Source organism: Streptomyces sp. NBC_01351, from assembly GCF_036237315.1.
In the GTDB taxonomy this organism is placed as follows: Bacteria; Actinomycetota; Actinomycetes; order Streptomycetales; family Streptomycetaceae; genus Streptomyces.
Window position 1 is genome coordinate 2,733,132 of sequence record NZ_CP108356.1, and the last position, 17,947, is coordinate 2,751,078.

The following is a 17,947-nucleotide window of genomic DNA, read 5'->3' on the forward strand; positions in this document are numbered from 1 at the left end:
CGAACCGGATGCGCTCCTCGCGGAGCGCGCCGGATCAGGAGACGCCCAGCTCCTTGGCGTTCGCCTTCAGGTCCTCGATGCCACCGCACAGGAAGAACGCCTGCTCGGGGAAGTGGTCGTAGTCACCGTCGCAGATCGCGTTGAACGCGGTGATCGACTCCTCGAGCGGAACGTCCGAACCGTCCACGCCGGTGAACTGCTTCGCCACGTGGGTGTTCTGCGACAGGAAGCGCTCGACGCGACGGGCACGGTGGACAACGAGCTTGTCCTCCTCGCCCAGCTCGTCGATACCGAGGATCGCGATGATGTCCTGGAGGTCCTTGTACTTCTGCAGGATCCCCTTGACGCGCATCGCCGTGGCGTAGTGGTCCGCCGCGATGTACCGCGGGTCGAGGATGCGGGACGTCGAGTCCAGCGGGTCCACGGCCGGGTAGATGCCCTTCTCGGAGATCGGACGGGAAAGAACCGTCGTCGCGTCGAGGTGGGCGAAGGTGGTCGCCGGCGCCGGGTCGGTCAGGTCGTCCGCGGGGACGTAGATCGCCTGCATCGAGGTGATCGAGTGACCACGGGTCGAGGTGATGCGCTCCTGGAGGAGACCCATCTCGTCGGCCAGGTTCGGCTGGTAACCCACCGCGGAGGGCATACGGCCGAGCAGGGTCGACACCTCGGAACCCGCCTGGGTGTACCGGAAGATGTTGTCGATGAAGAACAGCACGTCCTGCTTCTGAACATCGCGGAAGTACTCCGCCATGGTCAGACCGGCGAGGGCGACGCGCAGACGGGTGCCCGGGGGCTCGTCCATCTGACCGAAGACAAGCGCCGTCTTGTCGATGACGCCCGAGTCGGCCATTTCCTCGATGAGGTCGTTGCCCTCACGGGTACGCTCACCGACGCCCGCGAAGACCGACACACCGTCGTGGTTGTTGGCGACGCGGTAGATCATTTCCTGGATCAGAACGGTCTTGCCGACACCGGCACCACCGAACAGACCGATCTTTCCACCCTTGACGTACGGGGTGAGAAGGTCGATGACCTTGACGCCGGTCTCGAACATCTCGGTCTTCGACTCGAGCTCGTCGAAGCGGGGCGCCTTGCGGTGGATGGGCCAGCGCTCGGTGACCTCGGCGTTCGCCTCGGGGTAGTTGAGCACCTCACCCAGGGTGTTGAAGACCTTGCCCTTGGTGAAGTCACCGACGGGGACGGTGATGCCCTCGCCCGTGTCGGTCACCACGGCGCGGCGAACCAGGCCGTCGGTCGGCTGCATCGAGATGGTACGGACGAGGCCGTCACCCAGGTGCTGCGCGACCTCGAGGGTCAGCGTCTTGAGCTTGCCGTCCTCGGCCGGGTCTGCGACCTCGACCTTGAGGGCGTTGTAGATCTCGGGCATGGCGTCGACGGGGAACTCCACGTCGACGACCGGGCCGATGACCCGGGCGACGCGGCCCGTGGCGGCGGCCGTCTCAACAGTGGTCGTCATTACTTGTCACTCCCCGCGGTCGCGTCAGCCATGGCGCTCGCGCCACCGACGATCTCGCTGATTTCCTGGGTGATTTCGGCCTGGCGGGCCGCGTTGGCAAGCCGGGAGAGGCTCTTGATGAGGTCTCCGGCGTTGTCGGTGGCCGACTTCATCGCACGACGGCGGGCGGCGTGCTCGGAAGCGGCCGACTGCAGCAGTGCGTTGTAGATGCGGCTCTCGACGTAGCGCGGCAGAAGGGCGTCGAGGACGTCCTCCGCCGACGGCTCGAAGTCGAACAGCGGAAGGATCTCGCCCTTCGTACCGCTCTCCTCCGCAGCCTGGTCGAGGCTGAGCGGCAGCATCCGGCCGTCCACCGCGTTCTGCGTCATCATCGACACGAATTCCGTGTAGACGATGTGCAGCTCGTCGACGCCGCCCTCGGCCGTGTCCGTCTGGATGGCCTCGATCAGCGGTCCGGCGACACGCTTGGCGTCGCCGTAGGCCGGGCTGTCGGTGAAGCCGGTCCACGACTCCGCGACCTTGCGCTCGCGGAAGCCGTAGTAGGCCAGACCCTTACGGCCGACGATGTACGTGTCGACGTCCTTGCCCTCGCCGCGCAGCCGCTCGGTGAGCCGCTCCGCCTGCTTGATGGCGTTCGAGGAGTAGCCGCCGGCCAGACCGCGGTCGCTCGTGATGAGCAGGACCGCGGCACGCACCGGCGCCTCGACCTCGGTGGTCAGGGCGTGCTTGGTGTTCGAACCGGTCGCCACCGCGGTCACCGCACGGGTGAGCTCGGTCGCGTACGGCATCGATGCCGCCACCTTGCGCTGCGCCTTGACGATGCGCGAGGCGGCGATCATCTCCATCGCCTTGGTGATCTTCTTGGTCGCCGTGACGGCACGGATGCGACGCTTGTAGACCCGGAGCTGCGCTCCCATGAGTCAGGTCCCTTCCGTCGTCACTTGGAGACGTTGACGGCCGGCGCGTCCTCGCCCAGGAGCTTGCCGTCCGAGGTCTCGAACTGCTGCTTGAAGGCGGCGATGGCGTCGGCGATCGACGTCAGGGTGTCGTCCGACATCTTGCCGCCGTCGGCGATGGAGGTGAGGAGGTCCTTGCGCTCACGGCGCAGGTGCTCCAGCAGCTCCGACTCGAAGCGACGGATGTCGTTGACCGGGACGTCGTCCATCTTGCCGGTGGTGCCGGCCCAGACGGAGACGACCTGCTCCTCGACGGGCATGGGCTGGTACTGGCCCTGCTTCAGCAGCTCGACCAGGCGCTTGCCGCGCTCCAGCGAGGCCTTCGACGCGGCGTCCAGGTCGGAACCGAAGGCGGCGAACGCCTCCAGCTCACGGTACTGGGCGAGGTCCAGGCGCAGACGGCCGGAAACCTGCTTCATGGCCTTGTGCTGGGCGGAGCCACCGACGCGGGAGACCGAGATACCGACGTTCAGCGCCGGGCGCTGGCCCGCGTTGAACAGGTCGGACTCCAGGAAGCACTGGCCGTCGGTGATGGAGATGACGTTGGTCGGGATGAACGCCGACACGTCGTTCGCCTTGGTCTCGACGATCGGCAGACCGGTCATCGAACCGGCACCCATGTCGTCGGAGAGCTTCGCGCAGCGCTCCAGCAGACGGGAGTGCAGGTAGAAGACGTCACCCGGGTAGGCCTCGCGGCCCGGCGGGCGGCGCAGCAGCAGCGACACGGCGCGGTAGGCGTCGGCCTGCTTCGACAGGTCGTCGAAGATGATCAGGACGTGCTTGCCGGCGTACATCCAGTGCTGGCCGATGGCGGAACCGGTGTACGGCGCCAGGTACTTGAAGCCGGCCGGGTCGGACGCCGGGGCGGCGACGATCGTCGTGTACTCGAGCGCACCGGCGTCTTCCAGGGCGCCGCGAACGGACGCGATGGTCGAGCCCTTCTGGCCGATGGCGACGTAGATGCAGCGGACCTGCTTGTTCACGTCGCCCGAGCGCCAGTTGTCGCGCTGGTTGATGATCGTGTCGACGGCCAGCGCGGTCTTGCCGGTCTGACGGTCGCCGATGATCAGCTGACGCTGGCCACGGCCGACGGGGACCATCGCGTCGATGGCCTTGTAGCCGGTCTGCATCGGCTCGTGGACCGACTTGCGGACCATGACGCCGGGGGCCTGCAGCTCGAGGGCGCGGCGGCCCTCGGTCGCGATCTCGCCGAGGCCGTCGATCGGGTTGCCGAGCGGGTCGACGACGCGGCCGAGGTAGCCCTCGCCGACACCTACGGAGAGAACCTCACCGGTGCGCTGCACCGGCTGGCCCTCCTCGATACCGCTGAACTCGCCGAGGACGACCGCACCGATCTCGCGCTCGTCGAGGTTGAGGGCGAGACCGAGGGTTCCGTCCTCGAACTTCAGCAGCTCGTTCGCCATGGCGGAGGGCAGGCCCTCCACCTTCGCGATGCCGTCGCCGGCAACGCTGACCGTACCGACCTCCTCGCGCGAGGCCGCGTCCGGCTGGTACGACTGGACAAAGTTCTCCAGTGCGTCCCGGATCTCCTCCGGCCGGATCGTGAGCTCCGCCATCTGGGTTCCCTGCTCTCCTTGTTGGGCCTGAAGCTTCTTAGGGGTCTGGGGGCGACCCCCAGGAATCTTCTGCAAGTTCTGCACGGCCCAACCGGGCCGCTAGGAATGCTTTGTTCTATTGGTGGCTGGTCAGCCGGCCATGCGGCGGGACGCCTCGGAGAGGCGGTCCGCGATGGTGCCGTCGATGACCTCGTCGCCGACCCGCACCTGGATGCCGCCGAGGACCGTGGGGTCCACGTCGAGGTTCAGGTGCATCTGGCGGCCGTACAGCTTGGCCAGCACCGCGCCGAGACGCTGCTTCTGCACGTCGCTGAGCGGAACCGCGCTGGTCACGGTGGCGACCATGCGGTTGCGGCGCTCGGCGGCGAGCGTGGAAAGGGACTCCAGTCCCGCTTCCAGGCTACGTCCACGCGGCAGCGTGACGAGACGCGTGACCAGGCGCTCGGTGACGGCGTTCGCCTTGCCGCCGAGCAGGCTGCGGAGCAGCTCGCTCTTGGCGGAGACGGTGGCCGCCCGGTCGGTCAGCGCGGCGCGCAGCTCGGTGCTCGAGGAGACGATCCGGCCGAAGCGGAACACCTCGTCCTCGACGTTGTCGAGCGCGCCCGACTGCTGGGCCGCCGTGAGGTCGGCGGTGGCCGCCAGCTCCTCAAGCGAGTCCACCAGGTCACGGGACTGCGACCAGCGGGACCGAGCCATGCCGGACACCAGGTCGAGGGTCTCCCCGCCCACCTGGCCGGACAGCAGTCGGCCCACGAGCTCGGCCTTGGCCTCACCGGACTGCGCCGGGTCCGTGATGACCCGACGCAGCGAGACCTCACGGTCGAGCAGCGCGGTGACGGCTGCCAGCTCGCCGGCGAGCTTCGCCGCGTCGACGGACGTGTTGTCCGTCAGCGCGTCGAGACGCTCGCGCGCGGAGGCCAGCGCCTCGCGGCTCGCTCCGTTCATCGGGCCGCCTCGGCCTTCTCCTCGAGCTCGCTGAGGAAACGGTCGATCGTACGGCTCTGTCGGGCGTGGTCCTCAAGGGACTCGCCGACGAGCTTTCCGGCCAGGTCGGTGGCGAGCTTGCCCACGTCCTGGCGCAGCGCCTGCGAGGCGGCCTTGCGGTCGGCCGCGATCTGGGCGTGGCCGGCAGCGATGATCTCCTCACGCTGCCGCTGGCCCTCTGCGCGCAGTTCTTCCTTGAGCGCAGTGCCCTGCTCCAGCGCTTCCTGGCGCAGGCGAGCGGCCTCGTGCCGGGCCTCGGCGAGCTGGGCCTTGTACTGCTCCAGGACGCTCTGGGCCTCGGTCTGAGCGGCTTCCGCCTTCTCGATACCGCCCTCGATCGCCGCGTGGCGCTCTTCCAGAACCTTGTTGATGTTCGGGAGGAGCTTCTTCGCGAGGAAACCGAAGACGATGACGAAGGCGATCAGACCGATGACGAGCTCGGGGATCGGCGGAATGAGGGGATTCTGAGGCTCCTCAGCCGCGAGAACCAGGAGGTTCACATCAGTGCCTTTCGTCGGTTCGGACTAGTCGTGGAGTTCGTCTTAGTAGACGAACGGCATGACCAGACCGATGAGGGCGAGCGCCTCACAGAAGGCGAAGCCGAGGATCTGGTTGGCGCGGATCAGACCGGCAGCCTCGGGCTGACGGGCAAGAGCCTGGGTGCCGTTACCGAAGATGATGCCGACGCCGACGCCCGGGCCGATGGCCGCGAGACCGTAACCGACGGAGCTGAGGGAACCTTCGACAGCAGCAAGGGTCTGGGACATGCCAGTTCTTCCTTCTCTTTCATGGACCGGTGGGGGTTGGCCACCGGACGATTCGGGGGGTTGCAGGAGCGGGCGGCGCTCAGTGGTGCTCGGCGACCGCGCCCTGCAGGAAGCTGCAGGCCAGGAGCACGAAGACGTACGCCTGAACAGCCTGGATGAAGAGTTCGAACGCGGTCATCACGATGACCATGACGAACGAGACACCGGCGTACGCGATGCCGATCCCGTTCAGCAGGTACCAGCTGGCGATGGTGAACAGCAGCAGCAGGGTGTGACCGGCGAACATGTTCGCGAACAGTCGGACCGCGTGGGTGAACGGGCGGACCAGGACGTTCGAGAAGAACTCGATCGCCATCACCAGCGGCAGGATCCCACCGAGGGACTTGTCGTAGCCGGTGAGGTTCTTCAGGCCGCCGACGAACCCGTGGCGCTTGAAGGTCACGGACATCCACATCACGTAGATGATCGCGGCAAGACCGGCCGGGTACGCGATGATCGCGGTCACCGGGAACTGGGCGAGCGGGACGATGGACCACAGGTTCATGATCCAGACGAAGAAGAACGTCGCGACCATGAAGGGGACGTACTTCTCGCCCTCCTTCTTGCCGAGCGTCTCGTAGACGATGCCGCGGCGTACGAAGTCGTAGCCGGCCTCGGCGACCATCTGAAGCTTGCCCGGGACGACCTTCGGCTTCCGGAACGCAGCCCAGAAGAAGCCGACGATGACGATCGAGCCCAGAAGGGCGAGCAGCATCGTCTTGTTGAAGTACAGGTTGCTGTTCGCGTCGCCGAAGATCGGCTCGAACATGAACGAGTACAGGGACGGGCCCGGGAAGCCGCAGCCAGTGCCGTCTTCGAAATGACAATTGATCTCGAAGGCGAGCGTCATGTCAGCAGCACTCACCGCAGGGCTCCTTCAGCGTGGCGCATAGGTACGGCAACCTCGTTGTGTCGGCGCGGCGAGAAGCCGCGGTTCGGCACTGGACTGGTGTTACGGATGGTGGGGCGGCAATCAGGCATCGAGCCTCGCGATGGAACAGGCGTCAGCTCAGATGCCCGCGCCCGCAGTGCCGCAGTTGGCACCGGACGATAGCAGGATCTCGAACGCCCACTTATCCCGGCCCTACCCCTCACGACTTCGGCCCCTGATTTTCGGGCTTGTCGCCCTTCATCGAGTCCGGTTCGACGTAAAGGATCTTGGCCTTCATATGAGCACGCGTCTGCGCGCCGATCCACACCAGGGTGGTGGCGACGAGCGTGATGGCGAAGGCCTTGGGGTGGAACAGGGTGGTGTTCTTGAACGCCGCGAGGAAGACGAAGAGCAACAGGATCTGGGCCGCGTAGAGCATGAGCCCCATGGCCTGGAACAGGTGCGGAAGCGACTTCGCGGTGCGCTGCAGAACGATGAATCCGATGCCCATGAACAAAATCACGACCAGCGTCGCGACGAGCGCACCGACCGCCCCCTTGCCGCCGACCACGAGACCGCTGATCACGGCGGCGATAGCGCCGGCGACAGCAGTGGGTACGGCGGTTTGCAGGAGGAGTCGGACGTCGTCTGACCGCATGGCGGTTTGCTCCGCTTGTGGTGGTGGGGGCACGGGACTCGTACGGGACGAGCGTAAGCCCGGTCCGAGAAAGGTCCTCGGGCCAAGGGACCGTCGCACTACGGTCCTTCGGCTCTGTCGCCGGGTTTAGTGAACGGTATCACAAACTATTTGATGAGAGCTTTACCTGCCGAGTGTGCCGACTGTCACACATGAGAGGGACCCTGCGCGTGTGTGCGCGACAAGCGTGCGACTTGTCTGGTAAAGGGCTTCCATGTCGGACTTGCGTCCCGGATCTCAGCGGGTCGATTCGGCCTTACGGCGGTCGGGGAAGCGCGAACGGGCGCCCACGGCGGTCGCCCCGTTGACGCCGGAGACACCCGCCACGATCGGCCTGGCGGGCTCCGGCTCGGCGCCCGAGGCGTCCTGCGCGGCCGCCTCCGCCGCGGCCTCGGCGGCCCGCGTCGCGTGCCGGTAGCGGGGCGGGACCAGGCCCTCGGCCCACCGCGGGGCACGCGGGGTGAAGCGCGGCAGGAGCAGCAGGATCAGGCCCACGGCGCTCAGGGCGGCGATGGCGAGCACGATCCACATCGAGGTGGAATGCACCGAATAGGCCACCGCGCCGAAGGCGATCAGTCCTGACCAGAAGTACATGATCAGCACGGCACGGCTGTGCGAATGTCCGAGCTCCAGCAGCCGGTGGTGCAGGTGCCCGCGGTCGGCCGCGAAGGGCGACTGGCCCTTCCACGTGCGCCGGACGATGGCCAGGACCAGGTCCGCCACCGGGATCGCGATGATCGTGAGCGGCAGCACCAGCGGCATGAAGACCGGGAGCATCGCGTGCGTCGCGTTGCGCTCGCCGCCGGCGAACAGCGCCATCGCGTCCGGGTCCACCTGGCCGGTCATGGAGATCGCGGCGGCGGCGAGGACCAGGCCGATGAGCATCGAGCCCGAGTCGCCCATGAAGATGCGCGCGGGATGCATGTTGTGCGGCAGGAAGCCGAGGCACATGCCCATCAGGATCGCGGCGAAGAGGGTCGCGGGGGCCGCGGCCTCGATCCCGTAGCCGAACCAGATGCGGTACCCGTACAGGAAGAACGCGCACGCGGCGATGCAGACCATGCCGGCCGCCAGGCCGTCGAGGCCGTCCACGAAGTTCACCGCGTTGATGGTGATCACGACGAGGGCCACGGTGAGCAGGTTGCCCTGCCACTGGGTGAGCGCGACCGTGCCGATGAAGGGCACCGGGATCCACAGCATGGTCAGGCCCTGCATGACCATCACGCCCGCGGCGATCATCTGTGCGCCGAGCTTGATCAGGGCGTCGATCTCGAACTTGTCGTCGAGCACGCCGATGAGCCAGATCAGCGCCGCTCCGGAGAGCAGCGCGCGCGGTTCGTTCGACAGCTCGAAGACGCCGTTGAGGTTCCGCAGGTGGTCGGCGACCAGCAGCCCCGCGCACAGTCCGCCGAACATGGCGATGCCCCCGAGCCGCGGTGTCGGCTCCCGGTGCACGTCGCGGGCGCGGATCTCCGGCATGGCCCCGGCCGCGATCGCGAACTTCCGCACGGGCCCGGTCAGCAGGTAGGTCACCGCGACCGTGACGCAAAGCGTCAGCAGATATTCACGCACGGGCTGCCCCAGATGTATCGCCGGCCATCTCAGCCCCACACATTAGCTGCGATGTCCCCTCCACCGAGGACGCGAGGGGGCCGCATCCCGGTTGCGGTACGAACCACTCGTGCCCATTACGCCCCGTAAGGGGGAAATTCCCGCGTGAGTTCGGCAACGTCCGTACGGGTCTTCGCGGCGTCCCCGCGCAGCGCGCCGGCGAAGAGACCGGCGATTTCGGCCATCTGCGCCTCCCCCATCCCCTGGGTGGTGACGGCCGCCGTGCCGAGCCGGATCCCGCGCCCGTCCCCGTACGGGAGGGCGCAGGTGTCGAGCACGATGCCGGCGGCGGCCAGCATTCCGCGGGCGGTGGGGCCGTCCAGGCCCAGCGGCGCCGGATCGGCGGTGATCAGGTGCGTGTCGGTGCCGCCGGTGGTGATCGCGAACCCGCGCTCCTCCAGCGCCTCCGCGAGCGTCCGCGCGTTCGCGACGACCCGGTGGGCGTAGGTGGCGAAGGCGGGGGTCGCCGCCTCCCCGAACGCGACGGCCTTCGCGGCGATGGTGTGCATCTGGGCGCCGCCCTGCGTGAAGGGGAACACCGCCCGGTCGACGCGCTCGGCGAACTCGGAGCCGCACAGGATCATCCCGCCCCGCGGGCCGCGCAGCACCTTGTGCGTGGTCGCGCAGACGATGTCGGCGTACGGAACGGGGCTGGGCGCGGCGCCGCCGGCCACCAGCCCGATCGGATGGGCCGCGTCGGCGATCAGGTAGGCCCCGACCTCGTCGGCGATCTCCCGGAACGCCGAGTACTCGGGGTGCCGGGGATAGGAGATCGACCCGCAGACGATCGCCTTGGGCCGGTGCGCGTGGGCCAGCTCCTGCACCTGCCGGTAGTCGATCAGCCCCGTCGCCGCGTCGACCCCGTACCCGACGAAGTCGAACCAGCGCCCGGAGAAGTTGGCGGGCGAGCCGTGCGTGAGGTGACCCCCGAACGGAAGCCCCATCGCCAGCACGGTGTCCCCGGGGCGCAGCAGCGCGGCGTAGGCGGCGAGCACGGCGGAGGATCCCGAGTGCGGCTGCACGTTGGCGTGCTCGGCCCCGAACAGGGCGGTGGCCCGCTCGACGGCCATCCGCTCGGCCAGATCCGCGTACTCACAGCCGCCGTGGTGCCGGGCGCCGGGGTACCCCTCGGCGTACTTGTTGGCGAGCGCCGACCCGAGCGCGGCGAGCACGGCGCCGGAGGTGAAGTTCTCGGCGGCGATCAACTGCAACGTACTGCCCTGCCGCTGCCGCTCCCCCGCGAGGACGTCTGCCATCTGCGGATCCTGCTGCCGCAGCAGGTCCGTGGGCTGGGTGATGACGCTCATGGCGCGACTCCAGGGGGTACCGGGTACCAGCCACTGTAGGCCCGCGACCCGCGATACGCCCCCTTTGGGCACGTTTCAGCCTCGCCGGCGTTTGAGGGGTGGGGGTCCCCCCGGACGGAGTCTGGGGGGAGGGTCCGGGGCGGAGCTCCTGGGGGCACCTCCCAGCGGTAGCCGGGGGAGAAACGGTGAAAGGGCGGGGCGGGGACCAGATCCGCGCAGCGGCCCACCCGCACCCGCACGCACAGATCAGCGCGAAGCGGGTACGCCCGTCAGGGCCGTCACGACGGGGTCCAGCGCCTGGTTGATCTCGTCGCCGATCGACCGGAAGAAGGTGATCGGCGCCCCGTACGGGTCGTACACCTCATCGGCGTCCGGCGAAGGCGCCAACAGCCACCCCCGGAGCGCCGCGGCCGCCCGGACAAGGGCCCTCGCCCGCTCCGCCATCCCGTCGTCCAGCGGCGGCAGCGTGGCCGGGTCTATGGCCCGCACCAGCCGGGTGAACTCCTTCAGCGTGAAGGTCCGCAGCCCTGCCGAGTGCCCCATCGAGATGACCTGCGCCCGGTGGTCGCGCGTGGCGGTCAGCACCAGGTCCGCCCGGATGACGTGCTCGTCCAGCAGTTCCCGCCCGGTGAAACCGGACGCGTCGGCCCCGAAGTCCGCCAGCACGGCAGCCGCGTTGGCCTCCATCGGGGCGCCTTCGTGGCCCCACGTACCGGCGCTCTCCACGAGCAGGTCCCCGGTGATCAGCCCGCCGAGGCGGTGCGAGAGGGCGTGCCGCGTCAGCCGCTCGGTGATGGGCGAGCGGCACACGTTGCCGGTGCTGACGTGGAGTATGCGGAAGGTGCTGTCCCCGGCTATGCCACGCCCCTCAGGGCTCACGGGGCTACCTCGAGGTCGGGTACGACCTCCCGCAGCTGCTCCGCCGTGAGCGCGCCCTCGCGCAGCAGGACGGGAACCTTCCCGGTGACGTCGACGATCGACGACGGCTGGATGCCGGGCGTCGGCCCGCCGTCCAGGTACACGGAGACGGAGTCCCCGAGCATCTCGCGCGCCGCGTCGCAGTCCTCGGGCGCCGGCTGGCCGGAGAGGTTCGCCGAGGACACGGCCATCGGGCCGACCTCGGTCAGCAGCTCGATCGCGACGGGGTGCAGGGGCATGCGTACGGCGACCGTGCCCCCGGTGTCCCCCAGGTCCCACGCCAGCGACGGCTGGTGCTTGGCGACGATCGTCAGCGCGCCCGGCCAGAAGGCGTCGACGAGCTCCCACGCCTGCTCGGAGAAGTCCGTGACGAGACCGTGCAGGGTGTTCGGAGAGCCGATGAGCACCGGGGTCGGCATGCCGCGGCCCCGGCCCTTGGCCGCGAGGAGGTCGTGGACGGCCTCGGGGCTGAAGGCGTCCGCGCCGATCCCGTACAGGGTGTCGGTGGGCAGCACGACGAGCTCGCCGCGGCGCACGGCGGATGCGGCTTCGCGCAGACCCGTCTTGCGGTCCGTCGCGTCGTTGCAGTCGTATCGCCGGGCCATCAGCGGGACTCCTCGTGCAGCAGGGGGGTGGCGGGATAGGTCGCGCCCGTCACGGCAGGGCCTTGCGGGCGGTCGCGAAGCGGGGGCGGTTGTTCAGGTCGGGGTGGTCGGCCGCGTCGGCCCAGCCCCGCTCCTCGGCGAAGATCCACGGGACCTGGCCGCCCTGGGTGTCGGCGTGCTCGATGACGACGATGCCGCCGGGCCTCAGCAGCCGGTGTGCGGTGCGCTCGATGCCGCGGATGGTGTCGAGGCCGTCCTCGCCGGAGAACAGGGCCATCTCCGGGTCGTGGTCGCGGGCCTCGGGGGCGACGTACTCCCACTCGGTGAGCGGGATGTACGGCGGGTTGGAGATGACCAGGTCGACCTGGCCGTCCAGCTCGGGCAGCGCGCTGAGCGCGTCGCCCTGGTGGACGGTGACCCGGGAGCCCTCGGCGTTCTTACGGGTCCACCGCAGCGCGTCCTCGGACAGCTCGACGGCGTGCACGCGCGAGCGCGGCACCTCCTGGGCCATGGCCAGCGCGATGGCACCGGATCCGGTGCACAGGTCGACGATCATCGGCTCGACGACGTCCATCGCGCGGACGGCGTGTATGGCCCAGTCCACGACCGACTCGGTCTCGGGCCGGGGCACGAAGACCCCGGGCCCGACCTGGAGCTCCAGGTACCGGAAGAAGGCACGGCCGGTGATGTGCTGGAGCGGCTCGCGCGCCTCGCGGCGGGCGACGGCCTCCCAGTAGCGGGCGTCGAAGTCCGCGTCCTTGACGTGGTGCAGTTCCCCCCGTTTGACGCCGTGCACGAAGGCCGCGAGCTCCTCCGCGTCGAAACGCGGTGAGGGCACGCCGGCGGCGGCCAGCCGCTGGGTGGCCTGAGCCACCTCGGCAAGCAGCAAGTTCACGCTGGTCCTCCGGGCTGCTGTCGTACGGGGGGTGATGCGGGGCGGGTCGAGGTCAGTGCGCGGCCGCGAGCTTCGCGGCGGAGTCGGTGTCGACGCAGGCCTGGATGACCGCGTCGAGATCGCCGTCGAGCACTTGGTCCAAGTTGTACGCCTTGAAACCGGTCCGGTGGTCCGAGATCCGGTTTTCCGGGTAGTTGTACGTACGGATCTTCTCGGAACGGTCCACCGAGCGCACCTGGCTGCGGCGCACGTCGGAGGCCTCCTGCTCGGCGGCTTCCTGCGCGGCGGCCAGCAGGCGCGAGCGCAGGATGCGCATGGCCTGCTCCTTGTTCTGGAGCTGGCTCTTCTCGTTCTGGCAGGAGGCGACCACACCGGTCGGGAGGTGCGTGATGCGCACGGCCGAGTCGGTGGTGTTGACGGACTGGCCGCCGGGGCCGGACGAGCGGTACACGTCGATGCGGAGGTCGTTCATGTTGACCTCGACCTCGACCTCCTCGGCCTCCGGGGTGACGAGCACGCCGGCGGCGGAGGTGTGGATGCGGCCCTGCGACTCGGTGGCCGGAACGCGCTGGACGCGGTGCACGCCGCCCTCGTACTTCAGGCGGGCCCACACGCCCTGGCCGGGCTCGGTCGCGCCGTTGCCGCCCTTGGTGCGGACGGAGACCTGGACGTCCTTGTAGCCGCCGAGCTCGGACTCGGTGGCGTCGATGATCTCGGTCTTCCAGCCCACGCGCTCGGCGTAGCGCAGGTACATGCGCAGCAGGTCGCCCGCGAAGAGGGCGGACTCGTCGCCGCCGGCGCCGGCCTTGACCTCGAGCAGCACGTCCTTGTCGTCGCTGGGGTCGCGCGGGACGAGCAGCAGGCGGAGCTTCTCGGTGAGCTCTTCGCGCTGGGCGCTCAGTTCCTTGGCCTCGGCGGCGAAGTCGGGGTCGTCGGCCGCGAACTCCTTGGCCGTCTCGATGTCCTCGGCCGACTGCTTCCAGGCACGGAAGGTCGCGACGATCGGGGTCAGCTCCGCGTAGCGCTTGTTCAGCTTGCGCGCGTTGGCCTGATCGGAGTGGACCGAAGGGTCGGCGAGCTTCTTCTCAAGATCGGCGTGCTCGCCGATCAGTTCCTCGACCGCCTCGAACATCGGGGGACTCCTGGGGTAAAAGTGCGAAAGGGCTGGCAGGTGTTACGGACCGGGACGACGACAAAGGCGCCGGTCCAGCCGCCCCCGCATGGACAGGGGGCGACCGGGGACCGGCGCCTGGGTCGCGCTACTTCTTGGCCGCACCCTTGCCGAAGCGAGCCTCGAAGCGGGCCACACGGCCACCGGTGTCGAGGATCTTCTGCTTGCCCGTGTAGAACGGGTGGCACTCGGAGCAGACCTCAGCACGGATGCTGCCCTCGGTGAGGGTGCTACGGGTGGTGAACGACGCGCCACAGGTGCAGCTGACCTGGGTCTCGACGTACTGGGGGTGGATCTCGCTCTTCAAGGTGTCTCCTAGATTCGGGAGGGCGCCGGGTCGCAGGAGCCGAATTGCGCGCTGCGTGAACCGGGGCCGACAGACCAGTCTGCCAGGACCGGGCTGCCTGTCAAAATTCTGAGGACGCCTCCCTCAACGGAGGGGGGCCGGCATCTATTCCGCGCGGGCCGGCGGCCGGGTCCGCGCGGGGTCCTCATCAGGTCCGCGCGGGGTCCTCACCGGCTCCGCACGGGGTCCTCACTGGACGATCGAGCCGGCCGTGCCCTTGTCGCCGGTGGAGTTCGCGGTGGCCTCGGCCGGGATCGGCCGGTCTGCCAGCAGGGCGTCCCAGACCAGCTGGGACTCCTTCTTCAGGGGGGCGACGCGGTTGGCGTCGATCGCGTCCGTGGTGACCGGCAGGGTGATCATGTGCATGCTCTGCGCGTCGATCCCCTGAAGGCTCTGGGCGAAGCCCATGAGGGACTTCACGTCGCCGAGGCCCGTGTCGGTGGTGAGCGCCTTGGTGCCGGTGTCGGCGAGGTCGAGCAGCTTCTTGGGGTTGTCGAACAGGCCGATGCCCTTGACCTGCTTGATGAGCGCCTTGATGAAGGCCTGCTGGAGCTGTATTCGGCCGAGGTCGCCGCCGTCGCCGACGCCGTGGCGGGTACGGACCAGACCGAGGGCCTGCTCGCCGTTCAGCTGGTTGGGGCCGGCCGGGAGGTCCAGGTGGCTGTACTCGTCCTTGATCGGCTTGCTGGTGGTCACCTCGACCCCGCCGAGGGTGTCGATGATCTTCTTGAAGCCCGTGAAGTCGACCTCGATGTAGTGGTCCATGCGGATCCCCGACATCTTCTCGACGGTCTTCACCGCACAGGCGGCGCCGCCGATGGTGTAGGCCTCGTTGAACTGCCTGCGCTGGCCGCCGGGGTCGGTCTTGCCCTTGCCGGTGGTGCACGGGGGGCGGACGGTCATGGTGTCGCGGGGTATCGACACGATGGCGGCCTTGGTGTGGCCCTCGTTCAGGTGGACGATCATCGCCGTGTCGGAGCGGGCGGAGCCGCCGTCGTCCTGGCCGTACTCGGCGTTCGCGCCGCCGCGGGAGTCGGAGCCGAGCACGAGGATGTCCATCGAGCCGTTGTTGACGTTCTGCGGGCGGTCGGTGCCGAGCGCCTGGTCGATGTCGACCGTCTTCAGGTTGCCGTTCAGCTTGAAGTAGAAGTAGCCCAGGCCCGCCCCGCCCAGCAGGACCACGCCCGCTGCGCTCCAGGCGGCGATGACGAGGGCCCTGCGGCGCGTCGCGGGTTTACGTCGTCGCCGGCCCGCGGCACGATGGCCACCGCCGTTGCTGTCCTGGCTCATGCTCTCCTCAGTCCTGGAATGCGGTCCCCTGTTCCTTGACACAGACGGCCGAACGTCCTCCAGGGTTCCACGGCCGGCCGCGCCCCCGGCCCGGGCCGCAGGGCCGCGATCCAGGACAAACACCCTGTAACCCCGCACCCACCTGCGGTTTCCCGAGGGGACGCAGGGCGGCGGCACGGGGTTCAGCCGGAGCCGGTGTGTGGTGAAGGTCGCACCGTACGCACACGGCCGCCCCCGTCGCGGATGCGACGGGGGCGGCCGTGTTGGTGCGTTGCGGTCGGACTAGTCGTCGTTCTTGCCCGACGGGGTCGTCTTCGCGATCTGCATCAGGAACTCGGCGTTCGACTTCGTCTGCTTCATCTTGTCGAGCAGCAGCTCGATCGCCTGCTGCGAGTCGAGGGCGTGCAGCACCCGGCGCAGCTTCCAGACGATGGCGAGCTCCTCCGCGTTGAGGAGGATCTCCTCCTTGCGGGTGCCCGACGGGTCGACGTCGACGGCCGGGAAGATGCGCTTGTCGGCGAGCTTCCGGTCGAGCTTGAGCTCCATGTTGCCGGTGCCCTTGAACTCCTCGAAGATCACCTCGTCCATGCGCGAGCCGGTGTCGACGAGCGCGGTGGCCAGGATGGTCAGCGAGCCGCCGTCCTCGATGTTGCGCGCGGCACCGAAGAAGCGCTTCGGCGGGTACAGCGCGGTCGAGTCGACACCACCGGACAGGATGCGGCCGGAGGCGGGCGCCGCGAGGTTGTACGCGCGGCCCAGACGGGTGATGGAGTCCAGCAGGACGACCACGTCGTGACCCAGCTCGACGAGACGCTTGGCGCGCTCGATGGCCAGCTCGGCGACGGTGGTGTGGTCCTCGGCCGGGCGGTCGAAGGTCGAGGAGATGACCTCGCCCTTGACCGACCGCTGCATGTCGGTGACCTCTTCCGGACGCTCGTCGACCAGGACGACCATCAGGTGGCACTCGGGGTTGTTGACGGTGATCGCGTTGGCGATCGCCTGCATGATCATGGTCTTGCCGGTCTTCGGCGGGGCCACGATCAGGCCTCGCTGGCCCTTGCCGATCGGCGACACGAGGTCGATGATGCGGGTCGTCAGCACACCCGGGTCGGTCTCCAGGCGGAGCCGGTCCTGCGGGTAGAGCGGGGTCAGCTTCTGGAACTCCGGCCGTCCGCGCCCGGATTCGGGCGCCATGCCGTTCACCGAGTCCAGTCGCACGAGGGCGTTGAACTTCTCGCGGCGCTCGCCGTCCTTGGGCTGGCGCACGGCACCGGTGGTGTGGTCGCCCTTGCGCAGCCCGGCCTTGCGGACCTGCGCGAGGGAGACGTACACGTCGTTGGGGCCGGGCAGGTAGCCCGAGGTCCGGATGAACGCGTAGTTGTCGAGGATGTCGAGGATGCCCGCGACGGGGATCAGCACGTCGTCGTCGGCGACCTGCGGCTCGGCCGGAGCGAACTCGTCGCGGCCACGACGGCCACGGCGGTCGCGGTAGCGGCCACGGCGGCCGCGACGGCCTTCCTCACCGTCGAAGTCGTCCTGGGGGCCGTTGTCCTGGGGACCCTGACGGTCCTGGCGGTCCTGGCGGTCCTGACGACCCTGCTGGCCCTGACCCTGGCCCTGGCCCCGGCCGCCCTGCTGCTGGCGGTCGCCGCGCTCGGCGCGGTCCTGGCGGCCGCCCTGGCCGCCCTGCGCGCCCTGGCCCTGGCCGCCCTGGCCCTGCTCGTCGGCCTTGGCGCCACGCTCGCGGCGGCCCTGCTGACGGTCCCCGCGCTCGGCGCGGTCCCCGCGGTCACGACGGTCGCGACGGCCGCGGCCCTCGCCGTCCTGGCCTGCGGAGACTGCGACCGCGCCGGCCTGTGCGGATTCGGTCTTGACCTCGGTCGCCGCCGCGGGGGCGGTGGCGGCCGGGGCTTCGGTCTTCTGCTCGACCTGCACGGTGGCGGGGGCCGAGCCCTCCGGGCTGCCGGACGGGGCCGTGGCCCGACGACGACGGCGCTCGCCGACCGGGGCGTCGTCGCTGGCCGGCTGCCCCGGGATCTCGATCTGCGCCGGAGCGGCGGCGGTCTTCTCGGCGGGCGCCTCGGCGGCGGCCTCGCCCGTGCGGGCCTTGCTGGTGGCGCGGCGCTTCGGCTTGGCCTCGGCGGTCTCACCGGCGGCGGCGGAGGCCGCGGCCTTGGGGGCGCCGCCACCCGCCTGCGCCTCCTTGATGACCTCGATCAGCTGGCTCTTGCGCATCCGCGCGGTGCCCCTGATACCGAGGCCGGACGCGACCTGCTGGAGCTCGGCGAGGACCATGCCGTCAAGGCCGGTGCCGGTGCGGCGACGCTTGGGTGCGGCGCCCGCGGCGGGGGCACTGGTGTCGACAGAGGTGTCGGCAGCGCCCATCAGATCGGTGGTGTCGCTCACGAAGGGTCCTTCCCTGGAGCGGACGTCGGC

At 69.4% G+C, this 17,947-nt stretch carries 17 protein-coding genes; all 17 read right to left on the reverse strand.

Annotated features, from left to right (window positions below):
• Positions 1 to 34: 34 nt before the first annotated feature.
• Entirely contained in the window at positions 35 to 1,477 is a 1,443-nt protein-coding gene (gene atpD / locus OG625_RS12105; RefSeq protein WP_329379193.1) for a F0F1 ATP synthase subunit beta, read from the reverse strand.
• Complete coding sequence (locus OG625_RS12110) at positions 1,477 to 2,394, reverse strand: F0F1 ATP synthase subunit gamma (RefSeq protein WP_329379195.1); 918 nt, start codon at positions 2,392 to 2,394, stop codon at positions 1,477 to 1,479. Before OG625_RS12110 ends, atpD begins: the two co-directional genes overlap by 1 nt.
• A gap of 20 nt (positions 2,395 to 2,414) precedes the next feature.
• Positions 2,415 to 4,010, reverse strand: a complete 1,596-nt coding sequence (gene atpA, locus OG625_RS12115; protein WP_329379198.1) for a F0F1 ATP synthase subunit alpha — start codon at positions 4,008 to 4,010, stop codon at positions 2,415 to 2,417.
• Positions 4,011 to 4,139: 129 nt separating this feature from the next.
• Positions 4,140 to 4,955: a F0F1 ATP synthase subunit delta gene (locus OG625_RS12120; protein WP_329379201.1), complete on the reverse strand. Its 816-nt coding sequence runs from the start codon at positions 4,953 to 4,955 to the stop codon at positions 4,140 to 4,142.
• Positions 4,952 to 5,494, reverse strand: a complete 543-nt coding sequence (locus OG625_RS12125) for a F0F1 ATP synthase subunit B (RefSeq protein ID WP_329379203.1) — start codon at positions 5,492 to 5,494, stop codon at positions 4,952 to 4,954. The genes OG625_RS12120 and OG625_RS12125 overlap by 4 nt, the downstream gene beginning before the upstream one ends.
• Before the next feature lie 42 nt (positions 5,495 to 5,536).
• Positions 5,537 to 5,761 (reverse strand): ATP synthase F0 subunit C, encoded by a 225-nt coding sequence (gene atpE / locus OG625_RS12130; protein ID WP_030545783.1) that lies wholly within the window; start codon positions 5,759 to 5,761, stop codon positions 5,537 to 5,539.
• A gap of 79 nt (positions 5,762 to 5,840) precedes the next feature.
• Positions 5,841 to 6,650 (reverse strand): F0F1 ATP synthase subunit A, encoded by an 810-nt coding sequence (gene atpB, locus OG625_RS12135; RefSeq protein ID WP_329390603.1) that lies wholly within the window; start codon positions 6,648 to 6,650, stop codon positions 5,841 to 5,843.
• 241 nt (positions 6,651 to 6,891) lie between these two features.
• A complete protein-coding gene (locus tag OG625_RS12140) occupies positions 6,892 to 7,329 on the reverse strand; it encodes a hypothetical protein (RefSeq protein ID WP_329379207.1) in 438 nt (145 codons plus the stop codon).
• A gap of 276 nt (positions 7,330 to 7,605) precedes the next feature.
• Complete coding sequence (locus OG625_RS12145; protein ID WP_329379209.1) at positions 7,606 to 8,940, reverse strand: MraY family glycosyltransferase; 1,335 nt, start codon at positions 8,938 to 8,940, stop codon at positions 7,606 to 7,608.
• 116 nt (positions 8,941 to 9,056) lie between these two features.
• Positions 9,057 to 10,286 carry a serine hydroxymethyltransferase gene (gene glyA / locus OG625_RS12150; protein ID WP_329379211.1) on the reverse strand — a complete coding sequence of 410 codons (1,230 nt, stop codon included), beginning with the start codon at positions 10,284 to 10,286 and terminating at the stop codon, positions 9,057 to 9,059.
• 246 nt (positions 10,287 to 10,532) lie between these two features.
• A complete protein-coding gene (locus OG625_RS12155) occupies positions 10,533 to 11,165 on the reverse strand; it encodes an arsenate reductase/protein-tyrosine-phosphatase family protein (protein ID WP_329379213.1) in 633 nt (210 codons plus the stop codon).
• Positions 11,162 to 11,809 (reverse strand): L-threonylcarbamoyladenylate synthase, encoded by a 648-nt coding sequence (locus OG625_RS12160; protein WP_329379215.1) that lies wholly within the window; start codon positions 11,807 to 11,809, stop codon positions 11,162 to 11,164. The genes OG625_RS12155 and OG625_RS12160 overlap by 4 nt, the downstream gene beginning before the upstream one ends.
• A gap of 49 nt (positions 11,810 to 11,858) precedes the next feature.
• Entirely contained in the window at positions 11,859 to 12,704 is an 846-nt protein-coding gene (prmC, locus tag OG625_RS12165) for a peptide chain release factor N(5)-glutamine methyltransferase (RefSeq protein ID WP_030295285.1), read from the reverse strand.
• Between the two features lie 52 nt (positions 12,705 to 12,756).
• Entirely contained in the window at positions 12,757 to 13,836 is a 1,080-nt protein-coding gene (gene prfA / locus OG625_RS12170; RefSeq protein WP_329379217.1) for a peptide chain release factor 1, read from the reverse strand.
• Between the two features lie 127 nt (positions 13,837 to 13,963).
• Positions 13,964 to 14,182: a 50S ribosomal protein L31 gene (rpmE, locus tag OG625_RS12175; protein WP_329379219.1), complete on the reverse strand. Its 219-nt coding sequence runs from the start codon at positions 14,180 to 14,182 to the stop codon at positions 13,964 to 13,966.
• Positions 14,183 to 14,410: 228 nt separating this feature from the next.
• Positions 14,411 to 15,511 (reverse strand): LCP family protein, encoded by a 1,101-nt coding sequence (locus OG625_RS12180; protein WP_329379221.1) that lies wholly within the window; start codon positions 15,509 to 15,511, stop codon positions 14,411 to 14,413.
• Positions 15,512 to 15,793: 282 nt separating this feature from the next.
• Positions 15,794 to 17,917, reverse strand: coding sequence for a transcription termination factor Rho (rho, locus tag OG625_RS12185; RefSeq protein WP_329379223.1), 2,124 nt, complete (start codon positions 17,915 to 17,917; stop codon positions 15,794 to 15,796).
• Between the last annotated feature and the right edge of the window lie 30 nt (positions 17,918 to 17,947).

Coding starts and splice junctions, on each gene's coding strand:
- atpD (WP_329379193.1), bottom strand. CDS start 1,477: ATGACGACCACTGTTGAGACGGCCGCCGCCACGGGCCGCGTCGCCCGG.
- OG625_RS12110 (WP_329379195.1), bottom strand. CDS start 2,394: ATGGGAGCGCAGCTCCGGGTCTACAAGCGTCGCATCCGTGCCGTCACG.
- atpA (WP_329379198.1), bottom strand. CDS start 4,010: ATGGCGGAGCTCACGATCCGGCCGGAGGAGATCCGGGACGCACTGGAG.
- OG625_RS12120 (WP_329379201.1), bottom strand. CDS start 4,955: ATGAACGGAGCGAGCCGCGAGGCGCTGGCCTCCGCGCGCGAGCGTCTC.
- atpE (WP_030545783.1), bottom strand. CDS start 5,761: ATGTCCCAGACCCTTGCTGCTGTCGAAGGTTCCCTCAGCTCCGTCGGT.
- atpB (WP_329390603.1), bottom strand. CDS start 6,650: ATGACGCTCGCCTTCGAGATCAATTGTCATTTCGAAGACGGCACTGGC.
- OG625_RS12140 (WP_329379207.1), bottom strand. CDS start 7,329: ATGCGGTCAGACGACGTCCGACTCCTCCTGCAAACCGCCGTACCCACT.
- glyA (WP_329379211.1), bottom strand. CDS start 10,286: ATGAGCGTCATCACCCAGCCCACGGACCTGCTGCGGCAGCAGGATCCG.
- OG625_RS12160 (WP_329379215.1), bottom strand. CDS start 11,809: ATGGCCCGGCGATACGACTGCAACGACGCGACGGACCGCAAGACGGGT.
- prfA (WP_329379217.1), bottom strand. CDS start 13,836: ATGTTCGAGGCGGTCGAGGAACTGATCGGCGAGCACGCCGATCTTGAG.
- OG625_RS12180 (WP_329379221.1), bottom strand. CDS start 15,511: ATGAGCCAGGACAGCAACGGCGGTGGCCATCGTGCCGCGGGCCGGCGA.